At 36.6% G+C, this 21,821-nt stretch carries 24 protein-coding genes and 1 other RNA gene; 23 read left to right on the top strand and 2 right to left on the bottom strand.

Annotated elements, in window-relative coordinates:
* Positions 1-12 precede the first annotated feature (12 nt).
* The 21 genes from MHI22_RS11740 to MHI22_RS11645 all read left to right on the top strand — a co-directional run bounded on the left by MHI22_RS11740 (position 13) and on the right by MHI22_RS11645 (position 18,847).
* On the top strand, positions 13-900 hold the full coding sequence (locus tag MHI22_RS11740; RefSeq protein WP_036116775.1) for an acetaldehyde dehydrogenase (acetylating): 888 nt from the start codon (positions 13-15) through the stop codon (positions 898-900).
* Positions 897-1,910: a 4-hydroxy-2-oxovalerate aldolase gene (gene dmpG / locus MHI22_RS11735; protein WP_058844378.1), complete on the top strand. Its 1,014-nt coding sequence runs from the start codon at positions 897-899 to the stop codon at positions 1,908-1,910. The genes MHI22_RS11740 and dmpG overlap by 4 nt, the downstream gene beginning before the upstream one ends.
* Complete coding sequence (locus MHI22_RS11730) at positions 1,910-2,680, top strand: 2-keto-4-pentenoate hydratase (RefSeq protein ID WP_271910887.1); 771 nt, start codon at positions 1,910-1,912, stop codon at positions 2,678-2,680. Before dmpG ends, MHI22_RS11730 begins: the two co-directional genes overlap by 1 nt.
* A 12-nt stretch (positions 2,681-2,692) precedes the next feature.
* On the top strand, positions 2,693-2,878 hold the full coding sequence (locus MHI22_RS11725; RefSeq protein WP_036116769.1) for a 2-hydroxymuconate tautomerase: 186 nt from the start codon (positions 2,693-2,695) through the stop codon (positions 2,876-2,878).
* Positions 2,879-2,918: 40 nt separating this feature from the next.
* Positions 2,919-3,980 (top strand): TRAP transporter substrate-binding protein, encoded by a 1,062-nt coding sequence (locus tag MHI22_RS11720; RefSeq protein WP_271910885.1) that lies wholly within the window; start codon positions 2,919-2,921, stop codon positions 3,978-3,980.
* Positions 3,981-3,996: 16 nt separating this feature from the next.
* Positions 3,997-4,482, top strand: a complete 486-nt coding sequence (locus tag MHI22_RS11715) for a TRAP transporter small permease (RefSeq protein WP_036116766.1) — start codon at positions 3,997-3,999, stop codon at positions 4,480-4,482.
* Entirely contained in the window at positions 4,479-5,759 is a 1,281-nt protein-coding gene (locus MHI22_RS11710; protein ID WP_340812061.1) for a TRAP transporter large permease, read from the top strand. The genes MHI22_RS11715 and MHI22_RS11710 overlap by 4 nt, the downstream gene beginning before the upstream one ends.
* Before the next feature lie 275 nt (positions 5,760-6,034).
* Complete coding sequence (locus tag MHI22_RS11705) at positions 6,035-7,225, top strand: MFS transporter (protein ID WP_340812060.1); 1,191 nt, start codon at positions 6,035-6,037, stop codon at positions 7,223-7,225.
* Between the two features lie 239 nt (positions 7,226-7,464).
* Complete coding sequence (gene secG / locus MHI22_RS11700) at positions 7,465-7,692, top strand: preprotein translocase subunit SecG (RefSeq protein ID WP_036116760.1); 228 nt, start codon at positions 7,465-7,467, stop codon at positions 7,690-7,692.
* 190 nt (positions 7,693-7,882) lie between these two features.
* Positions 7,883-8,629, top strand: coding sequence for an alpha/beta hydrolase (locus MHI22_RS11695; protein ID WP_340812058.1), 747 nt, complete (start codon positions 7,883-7,885; stop codon positions 8,627-8,629).
* A gap of 37 nt (positions 8,630-8,666) precedes the next feature.
* Positions 8,667-11,135 (top strand): ribonuclease R, encoded by a 2,469-nt coding sequence (gene rnr / locus MHI22_RS11690; protein ID WP_340812056.1) that lies wholly within the window; start codon positions 8,667-8,669, stop codon positions 11,133-11,135.
* A 70-nt stretch (positions 11,136-11,205) separates the two neighbouring features.
* A complete protein-coding gene (gene smpB, locus MHI22_RS11685) occupies positions 11,206-11,673 on the top strand; it encodes an SsrA-binding protein SmpB (RefSeq protein WP_025116583.1) in 468 nt (155 codons plus the stop codon).
* A gap of 379 nt (positions 11,674-12,052) precedes the next feature.
* Positions 12,053-12,408: a transfer-messenger RNA gene (gene ssrA / locus MHI22_RS11680) on the top strand.
* Between the two features lie 178 nt (positions 12,409-12,586).
* Positions 12,587-13,552, top strand: coding sequence for a tyrosine-type recombinase/integrase (locus MHI22_RS11675; protein ID WP_340812054.1), 966 nt, complete (start codon positions 12,587-12,589; stop codon positions 13,550-13,552).
* A 717-nt stretch (positions 13,553-14,269) separates the two neighbouring features.
* Positions 14,270-14,533, top strand: coding sequence for a hypothetical protein (locus MHI22_RS11670; RefSeq protein ID WP_340812052.1), 264 nt, complete (start codon positions 14,270-14,272; stop codon positions 14,531-14,533).
* A gap of 111 nt (positions 14,534-14,644) precedes the next feature.
* Complete coding sequence (locus MHI22_RS11665) at positions 14,645-15,031, top strand: hypothetical protein (RefSeq protein ID WP_340812050.1); 387 nt, start codon at positions 14,645-14,647, stop codon at positions 15,029-15,031.
* Positions 15,032-15,085: 54 nt separating this feature from the next.
* On the top strand, positions 15,086-15,598 hold the full coding sequence (locus tag MHI22_RS11660) for a hypothetical protein (protein WP_340812048.1): 513 nt from the start codon (positions 15,086-15,088) through the stop codon (positions 15,596-15,598).
* A 48-nt stretch (positions 15,599-15,646) separates the two neighbouring features.
* Positions 15,647-15,817, top strand: coding sequence for a DUF4352 domain-containing protein (locus tag MHI22_RS23440; RefSeq protein WP_445668853.1), 171 nt, complete (start codon positions 15,647-15,649; stop codon positions 15,815-15,817).
* Positions 15,818-15,952: 135 nt separating this feature from the next.
* Complete coding sequence (locus MHI22_RS11655; RefSeq protein ID WP_445668852.1) at positions 15,953-17,230, top strand: hypothetical protein; 1,278 nt, start codon at positions 15,953-15,955, stop codon at positions 17,228-17,230.
* A 265-nt stretch (positions 17,231-17,495) separates the two neighbouring features.
* Positions 17,496-17,717: a hypothetical protein gene (locus tag MHI22_RS11650; RefSeq protein WP_340812044.1), complete on the top strand. Its 222-nt coding sequence runs from the start codon at positions 17,496-17,498 to the stop codon at positions 17,715-17,717.
* A 29-nt stretch (positions 17,718-17,746) separates the two neighbouring features.
* Positions 17,747-18,847 (top strand): hypothetical protein, encoded by a 1,101-nt coding sequence (locus MHI22_RS11645; RefSeq protein WP_340812042.1) that lies wholly within the window; start codon positions 17,747-17,749, stop codon positions 18,845-18,847.
* A gap of 111 nt (positions 18,848-18,958) precedes the next feature.
* On the opposite strand, the gene MHI22_RS11640 is transcribed toward MHI22_RS11645, so the two are convergent.
* Together MHI22_RS11640 and MHI22_RS11635 are read right to left on the bottom strand one after the other, a co-directional pair.
* Complete coding sequence (locus tag MHI22_RS11640) at positions 18,959-19,549, bottom strand: recombinase family protein (protein WP_340812040.1); 591 nt, start codon at positions 19,547-19,549, stop codon at positions 18,959-18,961.
* Positions 19,550-19,722: 173 nt separating this feature from the next.
* Positions 19,723-19,971, bottom strand: coding sequence for a phage minor head protein (locus tag MHI22_RS11635; protein ID WP_340812038.1), 249 nt, complete (start codon positions 19,969-19,971; stop codon positions 19,723-19,725).
* Positions 19,972-20,931: 960 nt separating this feature from the next.
* On the opposite strand from MHI22_RS11635, the gene MHI22_RS11630 reads away from it, so the two are divergent.
* Together MHI22_RS11630 and MHI22_RS11625 are read left to right on the top strand one after the other, a co-directional pair.
* The gene (locus MHI22_RS11630) at positions 20,932-21,186 is read left to right on the top strand and encodes a hypothetical protein (protein WP_340812037.1); all 255 of its coding nucleotides are present in this window, start codon (positions 20,932-20,934) and stop codon (positions 21,184-21,186) included.
* Between the two features lie 250 nt (positions 21,187-21,436).
* On the top strand, positions 21,437-21,787 hold the full coding sequence (locus tag MHI22_RS11625; RefSeq protein ID WP_340812035.1) for a hypothetical protein: 351 nt from the start codon (positions 21,437-21,439) through the stop codon (positions 21,785-21,787).
* Positions 21,788-21,821: the final 34 nt, after the last annotated feature.

Genomic DNA, 21,821 nt, shown 5'->3' with positions numbered 1-21,821 from the left:
GAGGAAGCTACCATGACAAAAATGAAAGTGGGCATTATTGGTTCAGGTAATATTGGTACGGATTTAATGATGAAAATTCAAAGATCTCCGTACTTAGAGATGTCAGTACTTATTGGCATTGATCCTGAATCAGATGGCTTAAGACGTGCACAAGAGGCAGGTTTTCAGACGATTTCCAATGGGATTGAAGGATTTTTAGAGCAACCACATTTGGCGGATATTTTATTTGATGCAACATCAGCAAAGGCACATATTGCTCATGTGAAAGCTTTACAAGGTTTAAACAAAAGACTAATAGATTTAACGCCAGCCGCTGTAGGTCCATTTGTTGTACCGACGGTGAATTTGACAGAGCATATGGAAAAGCCTGTTGTAAACATGATTACGTGTGGAGGTCAGGCGACGATACCAATCATCTACGCCATTAGCCGTGTACAAAGTGTTGATTACGCTGAAATTGTTGCAACAATTGCTTCGAAAAGTGCAGGTCCAGGAACACGAGCTAATATCGATGAATTTACAGAAACAACATCCAATGCAATTGAGCTGATTGGCGGTGCAAAAAAAGGAAAGGCAATTATTATTTTAAACCCAGCAGAGCCACCTTTATTGATGCGTGATACGGTGTTATGTCTCCTTGAAGAAGAAGCGAATACGGAAGAGATTATTAAATCCGTAAAAAATATGGTCGCAAAAGTAAATGAATATGTACCAGGTTATCGCTTGAAGCTAGATCCGATTGTAGATGGAAAGAAAGTTACCGTATTTATTGAAGTAGAGGGATTGGGAGATTATTTACCGATCTATGCTGGAAATTTGGATATTATGACGGCCGCTGGATTGAAGGTGGCTGAAGAAATGGCAAAAACAATGAGCGTTAGGGAGGTGGAAGTGCGATGAGTCAAATCTATTTAACAGAGGTTGCACTTCGTGATGGTAGCCATGTGGTTGCCCATCAATTTTCTTCTGAGCAAGTTCGTTATGTAACGAAGCAATTAAGTGAAGCCGGTGTACCGTATATTGAAGTCACGCATGGAGATGGTTTAGGAGGCTCGTCCCTTCAATATGGTTTTTCTAAAGAGCATGATATTGCGTTAATTAGAGCGGCAGCAGAAGTTGCTGGAGATTCTAAAATAACAGTTTTGCTTATTCCTGGAATTGGCACAATACATCATTTGAAAGAGGCTTATGAGGCAGGTGCTCGAGTTGTTCGTGTTGCTACACATGTAACGGAGGCAGATGTATCAAAGCAACATATTGAAACAGCGAAAGCACTAGGGATGGAGGCATTTGGGTTTTTAATGATGTCACATTCTGCATCACCTGAAAAAGTATTAGAGCAGGCGTTGTTAATGGAATCATATGGGGCTGATGCCGTGTATGTTACGGACTCAGCAGGGGCTATGCTACCGTCTGATGTACAGAATCGTATTCGTTTATTGCGTGCTCATTTAAACATTGAGATTGGTTTTCATGCGCATAATAATTTGTCTCTGGCTGTTGCCAATACACTTGTAGCGATTCAAGAAGGTGCTACACGTATCGATGGCAGTATTTGTTGTTTAGGTGCAGGAGCAGGCAATACACAAACTGAGGTATTGGTCGCAGTATTAAATCGCATGGGTATTGAAACAGGCATAGATTTATACCAAATACTCGATCTGGCTGATTATGTTCGTGCCAATATTTTGCCACATCCACAAGATATTACGACAGGTAGTTTAGTAATGGGCTATGCAGGCGTATATTCGAGCTTTTTACGTCATGCCCATATAGCTGCTGAAAAAGTGGGTGTTGATGCTAGAGATATTTTAGTAGAGTTAGGCAAATTAAATGTTGTAGGTGGACAAGAGGATACGATCATTGAAGTAGCACAAAAAATTGCACAACAGAAAGTGGGGAGTGCATAGTGTCTTTATTTGAATATGCTGAGCGGGTGGCGGAAGCACAAGCAACAAAAGAGGCAGTTGAAAAGATTACTAACTCAAAACCAAATTTGACAGTAGAAGAAGCCTATGAGATTCAAAAAATTAGTATGGAAAAAACGATGACAGCTGACAATCGGTTTATCGGTTGGAAAATGGGCCTAACAAGCATTGCTAAACAGCAACAAGTAGGAGTGGATTCTCCAATTTATGGGCGTTTAACCTCACAAATGAATCTTAGGACAAATGAAATTATAGCTGCTGAATATATTCATCCACGTGTGGAAGCAGAGGTAGCCTTTGTTTTTAAAAAAGAGCTACAAGGTGCGGATTTAACACCATTAGAAGTATGGGATGCGATTGAAAACGTATTTCTAGCACTTGAAGTCATTGACAGTCGCTATAAAAACTTTTCATTTACTTTACCTGATGTAATAGCTGATAATGCTTCTTCATCGAAAATTTGGCTGAGTGCGCAAGCATTTTCACCTTATACATGTGATTGGGCTTCTATAGAAGTCATTTTGAAACAAAATGGAGAAGAGAAACTACATGGTACAGGAGCTGCGGTACTTGGTCATCCCATTTATTCGGTCATTGAATTATTAACGATGTTAGCAAAAGAAGGTAGAGGTATTTTGCCTGGTCAACTCGTTTTAACAGGTGGCATAACAGATGCAATTCCAGTAAAAGCTGGTGATGAAATAGAAGCAGACTATGGGACACTTGGCAAGCTAACATTAGTTGTGAAGTAGCGGGGACTAAATATGCCAATTGTTCAAATTCAGTTATTAGAAGGACGGTCTGTGGAGCAAAAGAAAAAAATTATACAAGAAGTTACAACTACCATTGTTCAAACGGCACGAGTTCCAATTGATAGTGTAAGAGTTATTTTAATAGAAGTGCCACCCGTTCATTGGGGAATTAGTGGAAAGACGAAGGCGGAGCCATAACCAATGCAACATATTAAATCAAAAATAGAGGGGATATTTTATGATAAAAAAACCGCTAAAGTTTATGCTAGTTAGTTGTTTATTCGCACTTTTATTCGTTTTGGCAGCTTGTGGTAACTCAAACACAACAAATGAAACAGATGCAAAGACGGACAATAAATCAGCTGTGTCAGCAACTAGTTCGGATGAAGATATTCCAAAGAAGAAATTTAAGCTTGCCCATATTACATCAACAGATCATATGTGGCATAAAGCTGCTGAAAAATTTAATGAAGAATTAAAGGCACGCTCAGATGGCAAAATGGAGCTTGAAATTTACCCTGCAAGTCAATTAGGGACTGAAGCGGATATGGCACAACAAGTAGAGGCAGGCTCGATAGACTTTGCTTTTATTACAGCCGCTTTTTTAAGTACGCGTACACCTGAGATGGCCGCGTGGTTCGCACCATACATGTTTGAAAATTTACAAGAAGCTTCAGATGCAAGTCATACTGATATTGCACGTGAGATTTTAGGAGAAATAGAAGGAACGGGCTTAAAAGGGTTAGATTATCTATTCGCTGGTCAACGTACGATGGTATTGAAATCAAAAGAAGTTAAAAAGGCTTCGGATTTAGCAGGTTTAAAAATGCGAGTAACACCAAGTCCGCCGCTCCAAAAATTTTATAAAGATGCGGGAGCTGCACCAGAAGGATTACCATTACCAGAAGTATATTCAGCATTACAAACAGGCGTTATTGACGGAATGGATATGGACTTAGATGCGACAATCACAAATAAATACTCCGAAGTAGCCAAATATGTAGCTGTAACAAATCACATGGTATGGCCATCAATTGTCGTAGCAAATGAGGGAATGTTTGATGGATTATCTGAAAATGCTCAAAAAATCATTATTGATTCCTTACAAGCAACAATAGCTTATGCAGTAGAAACACGAACTGGACAAGAAGAAGAATTCAAAAAAGAACTTGCCAGTCAAGGAGTGACTGTTTATGAGTTAGGGGCAGATGTATTTAAAGAGCAAATCGAAGCATTTGACGCCGAGTATAGTGCAAAATCTGCTTTAATTAAACAGTTTATTAATGAATTCCGTAAGTAAATGGGGGAATGGCTAGATGGCGAAAATTAGTCAAGTTATTACTAAAATCGAAGAACTACTGATGATCATTTTAATGGCTGCGCTTGCTATCTTAATGATATTTGCGGTTATTTTTCGTTATTTCTTTAAAGATCCCATCCCTTGGGCTGGTGAAGTTTCGATTTTCTTATTAATATGGACTTCGTTTATTGGAGGAAGCTGGGGTCTGAAATATGGTACTCAGGCTTCAGTTACATTTTTATATGATGCTGTATCTAAGCGTAGTAAAAGGATTTTTAAAATTGTTCAGGATTGCATGATGATTGCGTTCTTATTTATATTAATCTATTACGCTTACAAATGGATGATGAATCCTGCCATGTTGCTACAAAAATCGAGCTCCTTACAATTACCAATGTGGATTCCTTATAGTGCAGTATTTATAGGATTAATTTTTGCAGCAATTCATCTTCTTTCACATTTAATTGACACACTTAAAAATAGAGAAGGAGAAAATACATGACTTATATTGTACTCGTTATTTTCTTTCTTTTACTTATCATTGGTATTCCCATCTCAATGGTGCTTGGTATTACGACAGTTATTTATTTCATCTTAAATGGTCAGGTGACATTATTAGAATCTACACCATTACGTATGTATTCAGGGCTTGAAAATTTTGGCCTATTAGCGATTCCGTTATTCATGTTAATGGGTGAAATTATGAATGAGGGCGGTATTACAACGAGGCTTGTTCAATTTGCTCGTGTCCTTTTTGGGCATTTTAGGGGAGGGCTGGCCTATGTGACAGTTATTGCTAATATGTTTTTAGCATCGATTCTAGGTTCAGCAAATGCTCAAGCTGCAATGATGAGTAAAGTAATGGTACCGCAAATGGAGAAGGAAGGCTATAAACGTGAATTCGCAGCGTCTATAACATTAGCATCTTCTATTATCGCACCTATTATTCCACCAAGTATGATTTTCATTATTTACGGTACGTTATCAAGTACATCTGTTGGCGCTCTATTTATGGCTGGGATTCTCCCAGGGATTATTTATGGTCTTGTTTTTATTTTAGTTATTTCTTATATGGGCTATAAACAACAATTCCCGAAAAGTGAACGGGCTTCGTGGGCAGATATTCGAAGCAAGTCATTAAAAGTAATCCCAGCACTATTAATACCCATTACAATTGTTGTAGGTATTCTAACAGGTGTATTTACAGCAACAGAATCTGCTGCTATCGCTTGTTTACTAGCAGTAATTGTCGGTTTATTTGTCTATAGAGAGTTAAATATCAAAAAGCTCCCTAAAATGCTAATCAATACGGTGACAAATACAGCTACAGTAACATATTTAATTATTATGGCCAATATTTTTGGATGGATGATTGCTTTTGAACGAATTCCACAATTGTTAGTAGAAAATATGTTAAACATTACAGAAAGTCCATGGGTATTCTTATTATTAGTGAATTTAGCATTGTTACTAATCGGCATGATACTAGATGGAATTGCCGCATTAATTATTCTAGTACCTGTCATGATGCCACTCGTAATAGCATTTAATATTGACCCGGTGCATTTTGGAGTCATCATTTGTATTAACTTAACGTTAGGCTTATTAACACCGCCAGTAGGGACAGGACTTTTCATCGTATCATCGATGGCAAAAGTGAAGTTTGAAACGCTAGTAAAGAGTGTTTTTCCTTTTATTGTTATTTCCTTTATCGTGCTACTATTCCTAACATATATTCCAGACCTTGTATTATTCGTACCAAGATGGTTGGGGATGTAGGGAGTAGCAGGTACGTTAATTAGGAGAATATTAGGTTATCTTATGGTTGCTTTTATAGTCAATTAATATATGATACTACATTTTTTTAGTTATTTGTGGAGGAGGATGCACGACTTCTGCTTGCCCTGAAAACGAGCATCCCGTAGCGGAAACCAACCACAACTTTAATAGTAATAGTTAAAGTAGGCTAATCACAACACACTTGAAAAAATCGACCACTGTATTAGGTGGAAATGAATTGGCTCATCGAGCGTAAAAGGTGGTTTTGATGGATTATGCAACAGATGAAACTTATTGCAATGTGGATCATCATTGCTCAATTTTTAACTGCCTTTGTTGGGAGAAGCATTAGTCCTCTAATGTTCTATATTAGTGCAGACTTATCATTGAATAAAGGGCAGTTAGGATTTCTTCCAACTGCTCTTTTTATTGGTCAATTTATAGCAACATTGCTAGTTGGCTATTTAGCAGATCGATTGAGTACCCGTAAAATAATGGTTTGTTTGATGATTATTGTTGGAACAGGCTTTTTAAGCTTTGCTTGGATAGACAATTATACGTTGGCCTTAGTATTTGTTGTACTAGCAGGGATGGGTTATGGAGGAATGCATCCTGTTACAAATCGTTTCCTTATGAACATACTTCCAGTAAATCAAGTTTCATTGCTAATGGGGTTAAAACAGATGTCTATTACGCTAGGTTCAGCAGGCTCGAGTGTTGTCCTGATTCCATTAGTAGCTTTCATTGGTTGGCGTTATACATTGTCTGTAGCGGCAGTAGTATTATTAATGTTTAGTTTCATAATGCCTTTTGTATTAAAAACAAAAGAAGATTCACAAACTGAGATAGCTACTAAATGGCCTTTACGTCAGCAGTTACGCATTTTCCTTCATTCAAAATGGCTCTTTTTTACGAATAGCTCTGCATTCATCTTAATGGGTATTCAAATGACATTTAACACCTACATTATATTATTTTTGTATGAAATAAAGGACTGGCCCATTTATAGTGCTGGCATATGCTTGGCTATTGCTGAAATTAGTGGGGCAAGTGGGCGAGTGTTGTGGGGGATTATTAGTGATAAATTTTTTAATAAAAATCGATGGGCTGTATTATTAATCATTACTATACTAAGCGCAAATGGGATAATCCTTATGTATTTTACCTATTCCACCTTTTTTATAGTGATGTGTATAGCAATTATAGGTTTTTCTCTTGCGGGCTTTAATGGTATATGGATGACGCTAGCTGTTGAAAGTGTAGAAAAATCGATGAGTGGTTTTGCAAGTGGGTTTAGTATAATGGTGGCATCCATAGGTGTATTTTTAATTCCACCGGTTTTTGGTTCACTTGTGGAATATTGGGGTTATTTGGTAGGTGGGATTTTTTTAATTAGTCTATTTGCCTGCTGTGCCATATTCATGGTAATAGCACTATTTACTGTCAAGAAAGTCCAACCATCATAGCTGATAGTCACCACGTTGAATACAGTACCACAAGAGCATGTATACTAACTGCGACCTCAGGAAGAATTTTTCTAGAATGAACGCTAGCCCTAATCATACGAGGAAATTGATAAAATTCAAGATTCTAGTAAATTTTCAATAGAGCTTGTAAATGATTTCATCATGAAAGTTGTCACATAATCCACTTTTTGTTATACTAAAAGGTGTTGTGATGTTTCAAAGTTCGGGAGGTGCAGTGAATGCATACAGTAGTATTAGTTTCATTAGTTATCGTATCATTAGCGTTGATCGTTGTGGTATTACTTCAATCTAGTAAAAGTGCAGGCTTATCAGGTGCCATCTCGGGTGGAGCTGAGCAACTATTTGGAAAGCAAAAAGCACGTGGTATGGATTTAATCCTTCACCGTGCAACAATTGTGTTAGCTATACTATTTTTCATTTTAGCAGTTGCTATTACAAAAATCTAATAGTTGAAGATATATCGCCTAACCAAATTGGTTGGGCGTTTTCTTTTATTAAAACTAAATGGTAAATTCTCTCTCCATAGCAAAAATTGAATTGTAATTTACAATCCAGCTTGTTATTCGCTAGACATAATCGAGATGGCTATAATGGGTATAGTATGGATGAGTGTTTTAGGATGAAGGAGTGCTTACAATGAACAAATCATTATCACAGCCATTTTTCTTTCAAGCAGGATCACGTGCTGTATTATTATTACACGGCTTTACTGGTAGCTCTGCAGATGTACGAATGCTTGGTAGATTTTTAGAGAAAAAAGGGTATACTACTTTGGCACCTCACTATAAAGGTCACGGTGTGGAACCAGAAGAACTAATCACAACAGGTCCAGCAGACTGGTGGCAGGATGTCGTTGCCGCCTACAAACAGTTACAGGATGCTGGCTATCAAGAAATTGCTGTCGCTGGTCTTTCATTAGGCGGTGTGATGGCACTAAACGTGGCATTAAATAATCCTGTTAAAGGAATTGTCACAATGTGCGCCCCTATGACAATGCGTACAACAGACGTTATGTTTGAGGGTGTCTTGAAATATGCAAGGGATTATAAAAAATTCTTAGGAAAACAAGATGAGCAAATTGAAGCAGAAGTAGCACTCATTGCTGAAAAAGGGATGCCATCTCTACAGGAGCTTCGTGAATTTATTGCCCGTACACGACAAGAAATTGACATGATTTATGCGCCTATTTTTGTCATACAAGCTACAAATGATGAAGTAATAGAGACAGAATCTGCCAACATTATATATAATCAAACTGAGTCACTTGAAAAGCATATCAAGTGGTATGAAAACTCAAAACATGTTATTACATTGGATCAAGAAAAAGATCAATTACATGAAGATATTTATCGCTTTTTAGAAAGCCTAAATTGGGCACAATAATTATAAATAGGATTTTCTCATGAAGGAGGGAATATGTATGAAAGACCAAAAAGATACACTACAAAGTCGTTTACTCGATTTTTTCAGCAAAGATGATTATAAACCATTAACTGTCGGTGAAATCGAGGATGAATTCGGTTTTGAGGATGCTGAGGAGTTCAAGGAGCTTGTCAAAACCCTTGTCCGTATGGAAGGGCAAGGCTTAGTTGTGCGTTCTCGCTCCAATCGTTATGGCCTACCAGAGCGTATGAATTTGCTAAGAGGTAAATTTATCGGACATGCGAAGGGCTTCGGTTTTGTGACACCTGATGTCGAGGGCATGGATGATGTATTCATTCCACCGCATGAAATTAATGGTGCGATTAATGGAGACATCGTTTTAATTCGTGTCTTAAAAGAATCATTTGGGGACCGACGAGAAGGGACTGTCACAAAGGTCGTCGAGCGCGGTCAAACAAGCTTTGTCGGCACATTCCAGGCTAATCGAGGCTTTGGCTTTGTTGTCTTAGACGATAAAAAGCTACCGATGGATATCTTTATCGCAAAGGGAGACACATTAGGGGCTGTTGACGGTCATAAGGTTGTTGTTGAGGTTGCGACATGGCCAGAGGATTTAAAATCCGCAACAGGCTATATTACCAAAATTTTAGGGCATAAAAATGATCCAGGTGTGGATATTTTATCGATCTTATATAAGCACGACATTCCACCTGAATTCCCAGACGAAGTCATCGCAGCTGCTCAACGCGTACCAGATGAAATTACAGAGGCAGATTTAGTAGGTCGTCGTGATTTGCGACATGAAACGATCGTAACCATTGATGGTGCAGATGCAAAAGACTTGGATGATGCGGTAACCGTAACGAAAAATGTAGATGGTACTTACAAGCTTGGCGTACATATTGCAGACGTTAGTTATTATGTTACGCAAGGCTCTGTCATTGACATCGAAGCTTATGACCGTGCAACAAGTGTTTATTTAACAGACCGTGTAATCCCTATGATTCCACATCGTCTATCAAATGGTATTTGTTCATTAAATCCACAGGTTGACCGTTTAACACTATCTTGTGAAATGATTATTGATGGAAATGGTAATGTCATTTCACACGAAATTTTCCAAAGTGTCATTAAAACGACAGAGCGTATGACATATAAGGACGTTTACATGATTTTAGAGGAGCAGGATGAGGCACTAATCGAACGCTACGAGCCACTTGTGCCAATGTTTAAAAATATGGCTGAGCTATCAGGTATTTTACGTCGTAAACGTGAAACACGAGGAGCGATTGACTTTGACTTTAAAGAATCCAAAGTCCTTGTCAATGACGAAGGTTGGCCAGTTGATATTGAATTACGTGAACGTACAGTAGCGGAGAAGCTAATTGAGGATTTCATGCTTGCTGCCAATGAAACAGTTGCAGAGCACTTCCACTGGATGAATGTACCGTTCCTATACCGTATTCATGAAGATCCAAAGCCTGAAAAGCTCCAACGCTTCTTTGAATTTGTTACGAACTTCGGTATTTTAATTAAAGGTACTGGTAATACAGTGCATCCGAAGGCACTGCAAGATGTTTTGAAAGCCATTGATGGTATGCCAGAGGAGCCCGTTATTTCAACAATGCTACTACGCTCGATGCAACAGGCAAAATATTATCCTGAAAGCCTTGGTCACTTTGGCTTATCAACGGATTTCTATACACACTTCACATCACCAATTCGTCGTTATCCAGACTTAATCGTACATCGTTTAATTCGTACGTATATAATTAATAAGGATACTTCTAGAGAAACGATTGCACAGTGGAGTATGGCAATGGATGAAATTGCTGACCATACTTCTGAGCGTGAACGTCGTGCTGTTGATGCCGAACGTGATACGGACGCTCTGAAAAAAGCACAGTACATGTCTGATAAAATTGGCGAGGAATTCGAAGGGATCGTTTCATCTATTACAAACTTCGGTATTTTCGTGGAGCTGCCAAACACAATCGAAGGGCTTGTTCACATCAGTAATATGACAGATGATTACTATCGCTTCGATGATCGTCAAATGATTATGATCGGTGAACGAACAAATCGTCAATTCCGTATTGGTGATGAAGTGACAGTCCGTGTTGCCAATGTCATTATTGAGGAGTCATCCATTGACTTTGAAATCGTTGGAATGGTAACTTCATATGGACGAACACGTAAAGCAGCTCCTACTGTCATCCACGCACGTAAAAATTATAGTGATAACAAGGATGGACGCAGTCAACGAAGTACACGCAGCGACGAAGAAAAAGGCGGACGTGGTGGCAACCGTAGAGGCGGTCGCCAAGAGGATGACCGTGGAAGTCGTAGCGCCAAGCAAGGTGAACGTCGTGAAAGCGACCGTGACCCGCGTGGTCGCCGCAAAGATGACTCAAGCCCAGGTCCTAAAAAACGCGTGAAACAAAAGCAAAAGTTTTACGAGGGCATTGCAAAGAAAAACAAAAAGAAAAAATCAAAACGTAAATAAGCATTAGCGAAAGTGTCCTAAGTAAGGATGCTTTCGCTAATGCTCAACCTTTAAGTAGAGGGTGAAGAATATGGCAAAAGGTTCTGGAAAAGTATTAGCACAAAACAAAAAAGCTGGACATGATTACTTTATTGAGGAAACAATCGAAGCAGGCATGGTCCTAACCGGCACAGAAATCAAATCCATCCGTGCAGGCAAGGCCCAACTAAAGGACTCATATGTCCGAATCACCAATGGCGAAGCATGGATTAGCAACATGCATGTCAGCCCCTTCGATCAAGGCAACCGTTTCAATCACGACCCACTACGTGCCCGCAAGCTGCTACTCCATAAAAAGCAAATCGGCGAGCTAGTCGGTGCCGTAAAACGTGACGGCTACACAATTGTTCCATTGAAAATGTACATCAAAGACGGCTATGCCAAGCTTTTAATCGGCGTCGGCAAAGGGAAAAAAGACTACGATAAACGTAACGACATGCGCAAAAAAGAAGCCAAACGCGAAATGGAACGTACCTTCAAATCAAAAAATCAATATTAATAGATTTCGAGAAAGCTCACCTTGTTGTTGGTGAGCTTTTTTAGGTGTTGATGCTGGGCGAGGCGGATAGAATGGCGAAAGTGACGGATAGAGATTGAAATGTGGTGGATAGCAAAGCGAAAGCGATGGATAGAGATTGAAATGTGGTGGATAGAACAACAAAAGTGATGGATAGAAAGCCCAATCTAGCGGATATAATAGGTATTTAAGCCAATTTTTTATACAATAGCGGGATACTTGAACTATCGCTAGTTTTGTTTTATAATATGTATTACTGATTGCCAGATTTCATGGAAGCGTACTTTAAGCTCCCACCGTACTAGAAGCAATTCTAGCTCTTTGTTTGAACGAAGCCCAACCGCTTCGATTCATATATCAAGGGGACGTTACGGATTCGACAGGGATGGTTCAAGCTTTAGTCGCGCGTCGGAGGGCTCGGCTCCGTCATCAACGACAGTTATATAATAACTGGCAAACAACAAAACTTAGCTTTCGCAGCGTAAGCTCGTAAGCGCTCTGCCTCTCTATCGCCCATGTAGAGAACGTGGGGCCCAACTTTAGTGGGATACGGTCGATGGTACCACCTGAGTCATCGGCAAGAGATTTCCAGGTTAGCGTACAGGACGCCTGTTTGTCGGCATAATGTTACGTGAATCCTAAATAGGCAAACTACACGCGTAGAAGCTGAAGTATTGGAGTCTTTGGACGCGGGTTCGACTCCCGCCGTCTCCATACTTAGTATTTAGCAGTAGAAATGCTGTTAAATCAACGTTTATAAGAGTTAGGGTAACTTGATGAAGGTGTTAAACTTTCAAAAAGACTCCCTAACTTTTTTCGTTTTTAAGGGTACATTTAATTGAATACTTGCGTTTATAAACCTTCTAATTCACACAATGAATAGGGGTTTTTTTGTTTGGATAAAAGCAGAAAGCATGGTGTGTTTTCGATGGGAAATGCACGTCAAGTTAATCCTAAAGCTAGTAACAATCATTGGATACCAATTGATTACGCATTAGAAATAGTATTTAAGCAAATGAACATCGCTGGCAATAGACCTCGTACTATTGATAGCTATGATTATATTTTTCGGGGATTTTGTGAAGCTAACAAGATTCTCTATGTAGAAGAAATTACGATTGGTACAATTTATAGCTATTTAGAAGGTCTAGATGTTTCACAGCAAACGAAGAAAATACGTTTAAAGACCATTAAAGCCGTGTTAGGAAAATTCTATTTCAATGATTGGCTGAAAGATAAGTTCTGGCTAAAGATTCAAATTAAGGTTGATACAGAGGTAAAAGCAGCAGCTAAAGAAGGCGATATTCTCAAACTGGTTCACTTCATAGATAAATCGACCTTTATCGGATTTAGAGACGTTACTGCTATTTTGCTGATGTACAGAACTGGAATCCGTATCCATACACTTTGTGAGTTGAAGGAAAGGCATATTGACTTTGAACACCAGTGCCTAAATTTAGATGGTTCAACATTAAAAAATCACAAGTTTTTAAAGCTGCCATTAGATGATGAATTAACTGAAATGCTGCAACTGCTGATTAAGCAAAATAAAAAGATACGTCAGCATTACAAGATTAACAATCAAAGTGTGTTTATCACACAGAATGGCTTGTCTATGAGTACATCAAAATCATCAAACTGTGCAATTTCTAAACAGCTTAATAAGTATTCAAAGCGTTTTGGCTTAGAAAATATTAACCCACATGCGATTAGAAGGGGTTATGCGAAAAATCTATTGGATAAGGGGGCTAGTGTGCCTTTAATCAGTAAGGCATTAGGTCATTCTGATTTAGCAGTAACAACGCAGTATTTAGATCTTAACGTGGAAGAAGTAGCACGTAGCTTAAAGGATTATTTATAGACAAATAAAAAAGAGAGTGCTGGAAACACCCTCTTAAAGAAATGCACTATATGTTTGGCGGCATAATAGTGCGAAACCCATAAAAAAATCGACCAACAATCGATAACTGAATATGAGTTACATTGCCTTCATTTTACTTCAAAAAAAGCTAAAGTGCAAAGGTCTGGTTTCCTATTGTCTTTTTTAGGAAAAACTCTTTCGAGGTTGCCCACTAACTCGAATCAAAACAAAACTGGAAAGGTTATGACTTAGCCGCCGCATTAAATAAGTCTAGGACGCTATTAAACGAGTTCCTTGTTTCTCGTAGTGTCTGAATGGTGTTAGCGACCATTAACAGCTAGGAGTGGAAGGTCTGAATGATTACGGTCATGCAGAATACACGATACATTGTAATTGTTGCCGAGTTCCTCATATCAGTAGGATAAGCATTTACGATACATACAAGAGGTGTGTAAACAGGATTACAAGACGTTTCGGGGCAGAAGTAGAAACTACGTGTATTGATTCGAGAGGGTCACATTTAAACAAGGGCATACAATACTGGATAACCTCAAATGACGGATTCATGAAGTAATGCGAATGTCTGTCTATGTCATTGATTCAATTTTTAGTTTCAGTGATATAGGCAGTCATGTTCAGCACCACCTGTTGTCCTCAACTCAGGCTTCATGGTGGGAGGGAAAACGAAGTTTGTCAATAATAAAGGAGATGAAAATGATGTCTGATGAAACTAGAATTATTCGCTATTTATTGGGGGAGGTAGTGCGAGAATATCAAGGTAAGTTAAAACTTGAAATTGCATTAAGTGTATTTGGTGTAGAACCTAAATTATCCGATAACCCAAAAAGAATATTAAAGTATGTACTAGATGGTGATGGAGAATTTAGATTACCAGAAATCAATGAATCGGTTGAAGAATATTTAAATGCTGCATGGTGTCAAATCCAACAGATTTATACTATTTCTGATAAAGATAGTTAAGCTTTGTTTGTCCTAAGATTAAAGTTAAAAGTGGAAACTACTATTAAAGATGGTAATTAGGGTCTTCAAATATAGAGGTGAACTAAATTGGAAAACGAAATGAAAATGATTATGGAAATGATTCAAAACCTCACTACAGGCATGGACGACATGAAAGCCGAACTTAAAGCTGAAATGGCTGAAATGAAAACTGATATGGTTCAAATGAAATCAGAAATGTTTCAAATGAAAGGCGAAATGGCTGAAATGAAGCAAGAATTGAACCAACGCTTTGACAAGGTAGACGGTGATATTGAAGAATTAAAAGTTCAACTAGAAAGCAATAAGAATTGCCTTTACAGAATAGATGATAAAATATCTGATTTTATGGAGGTAACCCAACATACAGCGGAATTGCAAGGTAATTCAATAAAGGACATCCGAATAATACAAGAATATCACAAATACAAAATAGCCGATTTAGAAGAAGATGTATATTTGCTGAAAAATAAACAGTAAAATAAGGCACTCGAAAGTGTACTTTTTTCTTCAATTACAAAGGAGAACCGAAAAATGGATGACAAAGATGCAAAAATAATTATGGACATGCTGAAGGACATTCACGGCAAAATGATTGAAGCTAACAACAATTTGATAGGGTTAGATAGTGACAGAGTAAAGAACATAGGAGTGGTCAAAATGGATAACAACATGGCAAACGAAATTATGGAAATGCTGAAACAAATGAAAACTGAAATGAACCAACGCTTTGACAGAATGGAACAGCGTCTTGATAAAGTAGAAGAACGCCTTGAATCAGTCGAAAACAAACATAATGGCATTGGTCAACAATTTGAAGAAACTGAAAAAGCTATACAGTCACAAGCAAGAACACAACGAGAATCTGAAAATGCAGTTCAAAGAACACAAGATTTCTTTAAGATCACTTTAATGGACATGAAGCAAGAAATGCTTTCATTAAAGATGGAACAAGTATCACACAAAGAACTGCATGAATCTGTAAGGTATCTTACACATAAATTACAGGAAGTGGATATGGAACTTCACGTTATGCGAAAAAAGTAGTAAGAGAGTAGTAAGAAACCAGCTAAAGAAGAAGCAAAGGTTGTTGGTATTGGTGAAACAATTAAACTTGGTGACGTTGAATTTACAGTAAATGAAATCACTACTACAAAGAATGTTGTTGAGGAATTTGGAAGCAATACACAGGGTACATACCTTCTAGCTAACGTGACAGTAACTAACAAGGGTAATGAAACCATTACAACTGATACTTCTTTCTAAAGAAAAAAGAAAATAATTTATTTTAAAGTCGTTCGGATAGTCTGACGGCTTTTTTTTATTTTTTATGTCCTACATTGATTCCAATTTGCAAGTGTATTTATGCAAGGGTATTTATTAAAAGCAAATGGAGGATATATGGTGACGAATTTATTTATTAAAAGGAAAGAAGTATCAATAACGGTTGTCGATTCGATTATGGGAAGTGGTAAAACAAGCTGGGCTATTCAATATATCAATGAAAGCCCTATGGCAACAAAATTTATCTTTATTACACCTTATTTAACAGAAATTGAACGAATTATTGAACATACAAAGAAATCTTTTGTTCAACCAGAACAGAATGGTAAACGAAATAAACTTGATTCACTAAAACAAGCAATTGCAAACGGTGAAAATATTGTTTCTACTCATGCGTTATTTAAAAAATGTGATTCCGAACTTATTCAGCTTATTGAAGCGGAAAACTATGTACTCATCTTAGACGAGGTATTAGATACCATTGATGAAATTGTTATGACAAAAGATGATATTAAAATTCTATTAAATTCTACTGATGATAACGGCAATCCAATTATATCAATCGGAACAAAAGGTGAAGTGAAATGGAATACCAGTGAATATGATTCAGGTAACTATCAAACAATTCGTAACTTGGCTAATGCGGGTAATTTAGTTTTATTTGATGAAAGTAAAATGTATTGGTTATTCCCTACAGAAATATTTAAAGCGTTCAGCGAGGTATTTATTTTAACGTATATGTTTGAGGGGCAAATTCAGTGTTACTATTACCGTTTATTTAACATGAAGTTTACGTGCCAATCCGTGGGATACGATACTAAACTCGGGTATTATTTAACAGAATATAAGGGGAGAATAGGGGAAGACCGTCAGCGTTTTAAATCACTAATAAACATTTACTATTCCTCTCCAAGTGATAATCGAGATATAAACAAAGTGGGTGAAAAACATAATGCTTTTAGTAAAAGCTATTTAAACGATAATCTTAAAAATAAGTACTATAAAGATATGATTAAGAAGAATAGCTATAACTTTTACCGTCACAAAATGAACTGTTCTACAAAATATGTTATTTGGACAACATTTAAAGATCATCAAAAGGTATTAACACCAAGGGGACTAAAGAAAAGGTTTGTTCCTATAAATGCTAGGGCTACAAATGAGTATGCAGCGGCAACTACTTGTATTTATTTAGCGAATAGATATATGAATCCAATGATAAAAAGATTCTTTCATTCACATGATATAAAAGTAAATGAGGAATTATTTGCACTGTCTGAATTACTTCAATGGTTGTTCCGTAGTGCTATTCGTAATGATGAACCTATCGATGTTTATATTCCATCTGAAAGAATGCGAATTTTATTAGAAATGTACTTAAATAACGAGATTTAGTTTGCATAAAAAAAGTAGCAAATAACTCTACAAACGTTGATATACCAAGGTTTTAAAAACATTCTCTTAAAGTAAGAAAAAAAGTAATAAGTAATTTGCTAAATAACTTAGGGTAGATAAACCACCCCAGTTATTCAGCGAAGTCCACTAGCGTGTCCTTCTCGTACTAGATAAAAAATAACTAATATTATTAGCTTTATTACTGTGTGGGCGTGAAACGTCCACATACGTAGCGAAGCGAAGTACAGAGAAAGGGGGTAATTGAATGGCATACAATAGTAGTGTATTTGATAATACGATTAAATTGGCAATGAGAAATCAATTAGTTATCGAAGGTAAGCGAGTAACTAGTGATGAAGTAATAGCAGTAGCCTTGCATGATTTGATGGTAAAACATGAAAAGATAATCAATCATTTTCAACACCAAGCCGTTGTCCTAAACTCTTGCCTCATGTTAAAATTAGAAAAATATGTATTTTTAGTATAAAGAATATCTTTATCGAGGAGGAGAGAGAAATGAGTTTTCAAAATGAAATAAATTTGGAGGATTTATTTGAAAATGCTTATTGTGATTCATGGCAGTTTTACGTGAATGTTTTAAAAAATTTAGAGACAGCTAAATATTGCAAGGATGTTATTTCTAATCTAGTAGGTACGCTTGAAGCAAGGAATTTTGAATATCACGATAATGTTCAAAAAACGCTTATAGAAACTGGGGCATATACAATTAAAAATAACGATTTAGATTTCGGTCTTAAGGTTTTTGATATAGAAACGGATATCTATTTTTTACTAGATAAATATTTAAAAGATTTTATTCAATATAACAGAAATTCATTTGATTCATTAGCACAATTTGTGAATAAAACCGTCTTAGCTTTAAAACAATTGGATGTTGAACAAGTAGATTTTTCGAAAGTATTAAGAAAACTTGATAATAGCACAGATATTTACAAGAAGATGAATGAAATCAAAGAAAGCAATGAATTTAAATATTTAACGGAATTTAATAATAAAATTAAACATATCTCTGATGCGAAATTTGCTATAAAAATGAGTTTGTTTGAAAAAGGTATTGTAGGTGAAATTGGTTCTTTTAAAAAGAGAGGGGAACAATTTGAAGAAAAAGATATTAAAGATTTAGTGAGTACTTTAGAAACCTATATAGAAGAAAGACTAGACGAAGTAATAGGATTGGTAAAAGATTTTATTAGTAATAACTCTTTGAAATCTAATAGATATCATAATGTTAGATTTACTGGACAAATAATAAAAGAGGATTCACGAAATTCTTTTATAAACGTTTATATTGATTCTGATGAAATAAGCACAATGCCTGATGAAATAGAATTTTTATTCTGTAAGAATGATGATGATGGATTTGAGAGTATGAATTTCCCTTACGATGAGATCTTTGTTAGAGATTCTGAAGGTTTTTACTTGGGAAAATATAAAGCTAATGAAACTTATGAAGACAGAAAAGATATCAAACTATATAGGAAATTTACAAAAGAAACTTTTAGAGAGAAAAAACAATTTATTTTCAAATCTGAAAGAACATGTGAAGTTAGAAATGTTTATCCTTTTTATATGAGTGGCGATTATATAGAAGCTTAAACTTCGTTATGCAAAATTGTTCAAATCTATTTTAATTGATTCCTCACAACCCGCATATGTACTAGATAGAAAAGATCTTAAAAATTTTTATGCACAATAAAAGAGGGGGCATTATACCTCCTCTTTTTGTTGTCTATATTCCTTTATTCGACGCTTAAATGTTGCGATACTACATTTAGCAAAATCTGCGGCTTCTGGCTGTGACATTTCCCCACGCTCAACTTTTTCAATAGCGTGTAATAAAGCACCTTCAATTTTATATGTTTTACTTTTACGACCAAACTTAACACCTTTGTCTTTAGCGTCTTTAATTCCTTCTTGTGTTCTTTCTATAATCATAGATCTTTCAAACTCTGCAAATGCCCCTAATACGTTAAATAATAGCTTAGTCATAGGATTATCCATGCTTTCAGCCGTAAACATTCCCATATTGATTATATGTACAGCTACACCTCTATTGGTTAAATCAGTGACCACCTTTTCTAGTTGTGAAAGAGAACGTGCTATACGATCCGCCTTAGTTACTAAAAGAGTGTCACCAGCCTTAATTTCGGATAACAGCGTGTTTAATTCTTTTCTGTCCGTTTTAGCCCCACTGATCTTTTCTTTATAAATCTTAGTAGCCCCAGCCTCTTTAAGTACCTTTATTTGAATGTCTAATTCCTGTCTATTAGTTGATACCCTTGCATAGCCATATATCATTATGTATTGCCCCTTTTTGTGTTTTCTATTTGATGCGACTTTTTGATACTATCTAAATCCTATAGTACAGGGCTTTTTTTGTCGTGTCAACAAGTGTAGATATTTTGATACGACCTTATTATAAAAAATGGCATGCCCTGAAAAATGGCACACCGCTTAAAAGTAATGTTATTTTACTTCTTTTTTATGCCTTCTATGGAGTAAGTAGCAAAACAACGACAATCCTTGTAGAAAGGTGGGTGATTAACTCCTATAATCGCATCTTCAACACTTGCTTTAGATCCTTCAAACTTTGCACATTCAGGACGCACTCTTTCATCTAGCATTGTATTTACCGAAAAAGACATTAAAACACCTTCTGAGTTAGCTTTTTGGGCTTTTTGAAGTTTTTCTTTTGCTACTTGCTGTCTATCAAATGTCATATGTACACCTCGCTTTTTTTACTTAATTACATTATAAACCCAATTCTTAATAAAAGGGCTTTTCTTTAGGGGCAATTTCTTTATACAACTACTGAAAGTCAAGACATTCGGGAGTTACCCAACAGCGATGTAACAATGCGTGTTCATCCACTGCCAAAAGTGACTGTCAAAAGTCTAAGTAAAAATTCCGTGAAAATGGTGTATCTACTTAAGGTTTTTGTTACAGAATTGAATGGTGAAACTACTAATTCGTGGAAGGTATAATTGATAGTAAGAATAATGGAATAGAGGTGAAAGTTGTGAAACGTGAAATAATAACCCTTGAACATGTAGCAACAACTGACCTTGAAGGGAAAGGGGGAACTATAGCCGCTTGACCTCTCAAACAGGAAGTCACGCTACACAAGGATTGCAATCAACCAACATCAAGACAGAGAAGACGACACAGCCGCCAACAGACAGGATAGAGGAAGAATAGACATAGCGACACCACAACTAAACATCACAAACGTCACCAGTGACCTGAGAACACAAGTAAAGTCAACCTTATCCTACCCAATAGGAGAACGGTAAGAATAAGCTGAGAAGCCCTTATACCGTCCCCTGTGGCTGTATAGGAAAGTGGATTTCAGTAAGGATACTCAGCTGTAACTGGTAAGCCTACCCATAGGAGGCGATCTAGTATATGTACGCCATCTGGTCTGTAATGTATTTATCCAGTAGTTTTAGAACCTTTCCATGCACAATTAGCTAGAAAGCTAAAAATACCAACGGTTAGACTGACCTGAGAGGGATCGGAATATAGTAATTTATCACCTCGATTACTCTCACAGAGTGGAAGGTTAGGGTTTTTTGCTATAATGGAAAGCATTTCTCAGAAATAAAATTTTGTGGGGTTTTTTTAAACATTTTGGGGGTACTACTACATGACTGAAAAAGAATTTGTAGAAATACCAACAAATGATTTCACTGATTAAAGTTATGAAAAATGGAGAACATAATAAATTTTTAGAATACCTATTCCATGCCCAATTTGATTCAAGGATTACAGAAGATTATGACTTAGCAACCAAACATGAAATTGAAGATGTTTTAAACCGTGATCTAACAGAAGATGAAAGATTGGTTATGAAAATAGCCTACGGGAATGGTTACTTTAGAGGCGGAAAAGATGGTATGGAGAAAGTGTTGAAAGGCGAAGGTAAAAAGAGATGAAGTAATTTACCTTAATCATACTAAGACTGGTATGTGAGTGTTGGAACTTTCTGCAGTGGAACAGAATATAACTGAAATAATAGGTGGGGCATAGCCTCGCCTTTTTTGATAAAGTTTGTGGTTATCCCAGTATTTAAGTTGAAATAAAATATTTTTTAAATAGATGTCCTAAAACTTGTCCTTATTGCAAGTACGTATATGTAAGGGTAATTAACCTTGCCCCAAAACTTATAAAAAGGACGGATGAAAAATGATGAAAACTGAACAATCAAACACAACTGTGTCAATAAAGAAGTATGAGGAAGCAATGAAGGCATGGGATAGTATTCCATCTATACAAGAAGCAGTAGATTTATTAAAACATGAGGAACTAGAACAACTTTCAAAAATGCCGAATGTAAGAAATTATTTATATGCATTAGTCAAAGAGAATGATGAAACTAAACGAAAATTAACGAAAGAATTGCAAAATCAATGTGAGACATTGAAAGAACTGGTTAAGGTAAGAACGGAACTAAATGAAGTCGAAGAATATATAGGGACTATTGAAGGGGTAATAACTGTGATGGGATATTATGAAGGAGATTGTGTTATCAATTAAGCTAGGATGTTTTAGTCATAAATGAGTTCAAGTG

The sequence above is a fragment of the Lysinibacillus sp. FSL L8-0312 genome, assembly GCF_038003285.1.
Lineage (GTDB): Bacteria > Bacillota > Bacilli > Bacillales_A > Planococcaceae > Lysinibacillus > Lysinibacillus fusiformis_D.
Note: the sequence above shows the minus strand (reverse complement) of the source record. Positions and strands in the feature narration are given on the sequence as shown.

Coding starts and splice junctions, on each gene's coding strand:
- MHI22_RS11740 (WP_036116775.1), top strand. CDS start 13: ATGACAAAAATGAAAGTGGGCATTATTGGTTCAGGTAATATTGGTACG.
- dmpG (WP_058844378.1), top strand. CDS start 897: ATGAGTCAAATCTATTTAACAGAGGTTGCACTTCGTGATGGTAGCCAT.
- MHI22_RS11725 (WP_036116769.1), top strand. CDS start 2,693: ATGCCAATTGTTCAAATTCAGTTATTAGAAGGACGGTCTGTGGAGCAA.
- MHI22_RS11720 (WP_271910885.1), top strand. CDS start 2,919: ATGATAAAAAAACCGCTAAAGTTTATGCTAGTTAGTTGTTTATTCGCA.
- MHI22_RS11715 (WP_036116766.1), top strand. CDS start 3,997: ATGGCGAAAATTAGTCAAGTTATTACTAAAATCGAAGAACTACTGATG.
- MHI22_RS11710 (WP_340812061.1), top strand. CDS start 4,479: ATGACTTATATTGTACTCGTTATTTTCTTTCTTTTACTTATCATTGGT.
- MHI22_RS11705 (WP_340812060.1), top strand. CDS start 6,035: ATGCAACAGATGAAACTTATTGCAATGTGGATCATCATTGCTCAATTT.
- secG (WP_036116760.1), top strand. CDS start 7,465: ATGCATACAGTAGTATTAGTTTCATTAGTTATCGTATCATTAGCGTTG.
- MHI22_RS11695 (WP_340812058.1), top strand. CDS start 7,883: ATGAACAAATCATTATCACAGCCATTTTTCTTTCAAGCAGGATCACGT.
- rnr (WP_340812056.1), top strand. CDS start 8,667: ATGAAAGACCAAAAAGATACACTACAAAGTCGTTTACTCGATTTTTTC.
- smpB (WP_025116583.1), top strand. CDS start 11,206: ATGGCAAAAGGTTCTGGAAAAGTATTAGCACAAAACAAAAAAGCTGGA.
- MHI22_RS11670 (WP_340812052.1), top strand. CDS start 14,270: ATGTCTGATGAAACTAGAATTATTCGCTATTTATTGGGGGAGGTAGTG.
- MHI22_RS11665 (WP_340812050.1), top strand. CDS start 14,645: ATGGAAATGATTCAAAACCTCACTACAGGCATGGACGACATGAAAGCC.
- MHI22_RS11660 (WP_340812048.1), top strand. CDS start 15,086: ATGGATGACAAAGATGCAAAAATAATTATGGACATGCTGAAGGACATT.
- MHI22_RS11655 (WP_445668852.1), top strand. CDS start 15,953: ATGGTGACGAATTTATTTATTAAAAGGAAAGAAGTATCAATAACGGTT.
- MHI22_RS11650 (WP_340812044.1), top strand. CDS start 17,496: ATGGCATACAATAGTAGTGTATTTGATAATACGATTAAATTGGCAATG.
- MHI22_RS11645 (WP_340812042.1), top strand. CDS start 17,747: ATGAGTTTTCAAAATGAAATAAATTTGGAGGATTTATTTGAAAATGCT.
- MHI22_RS11640 (WP_340812040.1), bottom strand. CDS start 19,549: ATGATATATGGCTATGCAAGGGTATCAACTAATAGACAGGAATTAGAC.
- MHI22_RS11635 (WP_340812038.1), bottom strand. CDS start 19,971: ATGACATTTGATAGACAGCAAGTAGCAAAAGAAAAACTTCAAAAAGCC.
- MHI22_RS11630 (WP_340812037.1), top strand. CDS start 20,932: ATGATTTCACTGATTAAAGTTATGAAAAATGGAGAACATAATAAATTT.
- MHI22_RS11625 (WP_340812035.1), top strand. CDS start 21,437: ATGATGAAAACTGAACAATCAAACACAACTGTGTCAATAAAGAAGTAT.